This is a genomic window from Corallococcus sicarius, assembly GCF_003611735.1.
Classification (GTDB): domain Bacteria; phylum Myxococcota; class Myxococcia; order Myxococcales; family Myxococcaceae; genus Corallococcus; species Corallococcus sicarius.
On the sequence record NZ_RAWG01000467.1, the window covers coordinates 1 to 5337 of the forward strand.

A 5337-nucleotide genomic window follows, 5' to 3' on the forward strand; every position below is an offset into this window, starting at 1 on the left:
CGCACGCGGCTACCTCGGCCGGGCCGACCTCACCGCCGAGCGCTTCATCCCGGACCCCTTCAGTCCCGTCCCTGGCGCCCGCATGTACCGCACCGGCGACCTCGTGCGCCGTCGCGCGGACGCCCAGCTGGAGTACCTGGGCCGCACCGACTTCATGGTGAAGGTGCGCGGCTTCCGCATCGAGCTGGGCGAAATCGAAGCCACCCTGCGCCAGCACCCCGCCGTCCAGCAGGCCCTCGTCCTCGCACGCCGCGACGCTCCCTCCGGTGACGCGCGGCTCGTCGCCTACGTCGTCGCCTCCAACCCCAACCCGAACGAGCTGCGCGCCCACCTCCTGCAGAAGCTGCCCGAGTACATGGTGCCCGCCGTCTTCGTTCCCCTCGCAGCCTTCCCCCTCACCCCCAACGGCAAGCTCGACCGCAACGCCCTCCCTGCTCCCGAGGCAGGCACCGCGCAGCGTGAGCGCTACGTCGCCCCGCGCACGCCCACGGAGCAGCAGCTCGCCGCGCTCTGGGCCGAAGTGCTCCGCGTCGAGCGCGTGGGCAGCGAGGATCACTTCTTCGAACTCGGAGGCCACTCCCTCCTGGCCACGCAGGTGGTCGCACGCGTCCGCGCCACGTTCGGCGTGGAGCTGCCACTGCGCGCCCTCTTCGAGGCCCCGGTCCTGGAGCAGCTCGCCCAGCGCATCGACCAGACCGGTCAGAGCGCCGCGCTGCCCGCACTGCGGCCCACGCCCCGGACAGGCGAGCCGCTGCCCCTGTCCTTCGCGCAGCAGCGCCTGTGGTTCCTGGATCAGCTCCAGCCCGGAGGGTCCGCCTACAACATGCCGTTCGCCCTCCGGTTGGAGGGAGCGCTGGACGAGGCCGCGTTGGAGCAGGCCTTCACGGAGGTCGTCCGCCGCCACGAAAGCCTGCGCACCACGCTCGGTGACCAGGGCGGCACGCCGGTGCAGCACATCCACCCGCCCGCGCCCTTCCGCCTTCCCGCGCTCGACCTGAGCACGCACGAGGCCCCCGAGTCCGAGGCCCGCCGCCGCGCCCACGACGATGCGCGGCGCCCGTTCGATCTCGCCCGTGGACCGCTGCTGCGAGCCAGCCTGCTGCGACTCTCCGAACGGCAGCACGTGCTGCTGCTCAACCTGCACCACGTCATCTCCGACGGTTGGTCCAGCGGAGTCCTGGTCCGCGAGCTGGCCGCCCTCTACGAGGCCTTCCGCCAGGGCCGCCCCTCGCCCTTGCGAGAGCTGCCCGTGCAGTACGCCGACTACGCCGCGTGGCAGCGCCAGTGGCTGAAAGGCGACGTGCTGGAGCGGCAGGTGTCGTGGTGGAAGCAGCAGCTCGCGGGAGCCCCCACGCAGTTGGAGCTGCCCACCGACTTCCCCCGTCCGCCGGTGCTCTCCAACCGGGGCGGCCGGGTGCCGGTGCGCCTGTCGAAGGAGCTGAGCAGGGCCGTCGAATCCCTGGCCCAGCGTGAAGGCGCCACGTCCTTCATGGTGCTCCTCTCCGCCTGGCAGCTCCTCCTGTCCCGCTACAGCGGCCAGGACGATCTGCTCGTCGGCACGCCCATCGCAGGCCGTCGTCACACGGAGACCGAAGACCTCATCGGCTTCTTCGTCAACACGCTGGTGCTGCGCGCCCGCGTGGACGGCGCGAGCACCTTCCGCGAGTGGCTGGCCCAGGTGCGCGAGTCCACCCTGGGAGCCTTCGAACACCAGGACGTCCCGTTCGAGAAGCTCGTCGAGGAGCTCCAGTCCCAGCGGGACCTGAGCCGCTCGGCGCTCTTCCAGGCGTTCTTCGCGATGCAGAACGTGCCGGTGCAGGCCCTGGCCCTGCCCTCGCTGTCCCTGCATCCGCTCGGGGATGACGAAGAGGGGCTCACCAAGTTCGAGCTCTCCCTCGACCTGAGCGAGACCCAGGAAGGACTCATCGGCGCGCTCCAGTACAGCGTCGACCTGTTCTCCCCGGTCACCGCGGGCCGCATGGCGAACCACTTCCAGGTCCTGCTGGAGGGCCTCATCGCCCGCCCGGACCAGCGCCTCTCCGAGCTGCCCCTGCTGACGCCGGACGAGCGCCAGCAGCTGCTCCACGCCTGGAACGACACCGCCGGGGAGCCGGCCACCACCACCTTCCCCGCCGCCTTCGAGCAGCAAGCCGCCCTCACCCCGGACGCCCCCGCCGTCAACCACGAGGGCACGGTGCTCTCGTTCGCGCGGCTCAACGCCCGAGCGAACCAGCTCGCCCGACACCTGCGCTCCGTGGGCGTGGGACCCGAAGTCCGCGTCGCGCTCTGCTTCGAGCGCTCGGTGGACATGGTGGTCGCCCTGCTCGGTGTGATGAAGGCAGGCGGCGCCTACGTCCCGCTGGATCCCTCGTGGCCCGAGCAGCGCCGCGCCTTCGCGGTCCAGGACTGCGCGGCGCGGGTGCTCCTCACGCAGCAGCACCTCAGCACGTCGTGGCTGCCGGAGGGCCTGCCCGTCGTGTGCATCGATGCACAGGAAGCCCCCTGGGCATCGCTGCCCGCGAGCAATCCGGAGCCGCTCGCCACCTCCGAAAACCTCGCGTACGTCATCTACACGTCCGGCTCCACGGGCACGCCCAAGGGCGTGATGGTGCGGCACGGCGCGGTGATCAACCTCCACCGCGCCCTGCGGCGGACCGTCTACCAGGGCCTGCCCACCGGCACGCGGGTCAGCGTCAACGCGCCGTTGGCCTTCGACGCCTCCGTCCAGCAGCTCGTCCAGCTGCTCGACGGTCACTGCCTGTGCATCGTCCCGGAGGCCACGCGTCAGGACGCGGAGGCCATGGTCGCGTGGCAGCGGCATCACCGGGTGGATGCAATCGATTGCACGCCGTCCCTGCTGCGCCTGCTCATCCAGGCGGGCCTGCTGGAAGGCAAGGCCGCCCCTGCCCTGCTGGTGCCCGGCGGTGAAGCACTCGACGAGGCGACCTGGAACGTGCTGGCCGCCGCCGAGCACACCCGCACCTTCAACGTCTACGGCCCCACCGAGTGCACCGTTGACGCCACCGCCTTCGCGGTCCGGCGCGGGACGCAGCCCACGCTCGGAGGACCGCTGCTCAACACGCGCACCTACGTGCTGGACGCGACCCTGCAACCGGCGCCCGTGGGAGTGCCCGGAGAGCTCTTCATCGCGGGAGCAGGCGTCGCGCGGGGCTACCTGGACCGCCCGGACCTCACCGCCGAACGTTTCGTCCCGAACCCCTTCGGCACCGAGCCCGGTGCGCGCATGTACCGCACGGGAGACAAGGCCCGTTGGAGGGAAGACGGCACGCTCGAGTACCTGGGCCGCATCGACTTCCAGGTGAAGCTGCGAGGCTTCCGCATCGAGCTGGGAGAGATCGAGGTCGCGCTCCGGAGCCATCCCGCCATCCAGAGCGCCACGGTCCTGGTCCGCGAGGATGTCGCCGGAGATCAGCGCCTCGTCGCCTACGTGGTGCCGGAGTCGCCGTGCGACGCAAGCGAGCTGCGCACCCACCTCCAGCAGAAGCTGCCCGAGTACATGGTGCCCTCGGCGTTCGTCACGCTGGCCACGTTCCCCCTCACGCCCAACGGCAAGGTGGACCGCAAGGCCCTCCCCGCGCCGGAGGCCCGCGCCGCGAGGGGTGAGCACTACGTCGCCCCGAACACGACCACGGAAAAGCGGCTCGCGGGATTGTGGGCCGAAGTGCTGCGGGTGGACCGCATCGGCCGCAAGGACCACTTCTTCGAACTGGGTGGCCACTCGCTCCTGGCCACGCAGGTGGTGTCGCGCGTCCGCTCCGCCTTCGGAGTGGAGCTGCCGCTGCGCGCCCTCTTCGAGGCCCCGGTCCTGGAGCAGCTCGCCCTGCGGGTGGAGCAGGCCAGCAGCGCCACGGCCCTGCCTGCCCTGGTCGCCACGCCGAGGACGGGCGCATCCCTGCCCCTGTCCTTCGCGCAGCAGCGGCTGTGGTTGCTCGAGCAGCTCCAGCCTGGAGGGTCCGCCTACAACATCCCGTCCGCGCTCCGGCTCGATGGGACGTTGGATGTGAGCGCGTTGGAGCAGGCCTTCACGGAGCTGGTGCGCCGTCACGAAGCCCTGCGCACCACCCTGCATGAAGAGGGCGGCGCGCCGGTGCAGCACCTCCATCCGGCCACGCCCCTCCGGCTGCCGGTGGTGGACCTGAGCCAGCACGAAGCCGCGGAGACCGAGGCCCGGCGCCTGGCCCAGGAAGAAGCCGGGACGCCGTTCAACCTCGCCCGGGGTCCGCTGCTGCGGGCCCGCCTGCTGCGGCTCTCCGAGCGTCAGCACGTGCTGCTCCTCAACCTGCACCACGTGGTCTCCGACGGTTGGTCCACCGGGGTGCTGGTGCGCGAGGTGTCCGCGCTCTACGAGGCCTTCCGTCAGGGTCGGCCCTCGCCCCTGCCCGAGCTGCCCGTCCAGTACGCCGACTACGCCGTGTGGCAGCGCTCGTGGTTGCAGGGCGACGTGCTGGCGCGCCAGGTGTCGTGGTGGAAGCAGCAGCTCACGGGCGCGCCGCACGCGCTGGAGCTGCCCACCGACTTCCCGCGTCCGCCCGTGCAGTCCACGAGAGGTGGCGCCGTCCACTTCCGCCTGCCCGTGTCGGTGAGCCAGGCGCTGGAGTCTCTGGGCCAGGAGAAGGGAGCCACGCTCTTCATGGTCCTGCTCGCCTCCACGCAGGCCCTGCTCGCGCGCTACTCCGGCCAGGATGACGTCGTCATCGGGACGCCCATCGCGGGACGTCGCTTCGCGGAACTCGAAGGCCTCATCGGCTTCTTCGTGAACACGCTGGCGCTGCGCGCCCGCCTGGACGACGCGCCCACGTTCCGTCAGCTGCTGGCCCGCGCGAAGGAGACGACCCTGGGAGCCCAGGCCCACCAGGACGTCCCGTTCGAGAAGCTCGTGGAGGAGCTGCACCCGCAGCGAGACCTGAGCCGCACGCCACTCTTCCAGGCGATGCTCCTGCTCCAGAACACGCGGACGCCGAGCCCCGTCACGACGCAGGGAGCGCTGTCCATCCACCCCGTGGAGGTGGAGGACCACGCCGCGAAGTTCGACCTCACGTTCGCCTTCGCCACGTCACCCGACGGGCTGCAAGGCGCCATCACCTACAGCGCCGACCTCTTCCGCGAAGAGACGATCCAGCGGCTCGTGAAGCACCTCCAGGTGTTGCTGGAGTCCGCGGTGGCCAGCCCCGACACCCGGGTCGCCGAGCTGCCGATGCTGACGCCGGACGAGCGTCACACGCTGCTCGTGGAGTGGAACGACACGGGCACGAAGCTGAGCCGGGGCCTGATTCATGACCTCGTCGCCCAGCAGGTGGCGCGCACGCCTGACGCCAC

Annotated in this window: 1 protein-coding gene; it reads left to right on the forward strand. The window is 71.2% G+C overall.

Translation table 11 applies throughout. The annotated features are described in order from the left end of the window. Positions 1 to 5337, forward strand: a 5337-nt coding sequence (locus D7X12_RS38845) for a non-ribosomal peptide synthetase (protein ID WP_120630203.1), incomplete at both ends; no start/stop codon positions are given.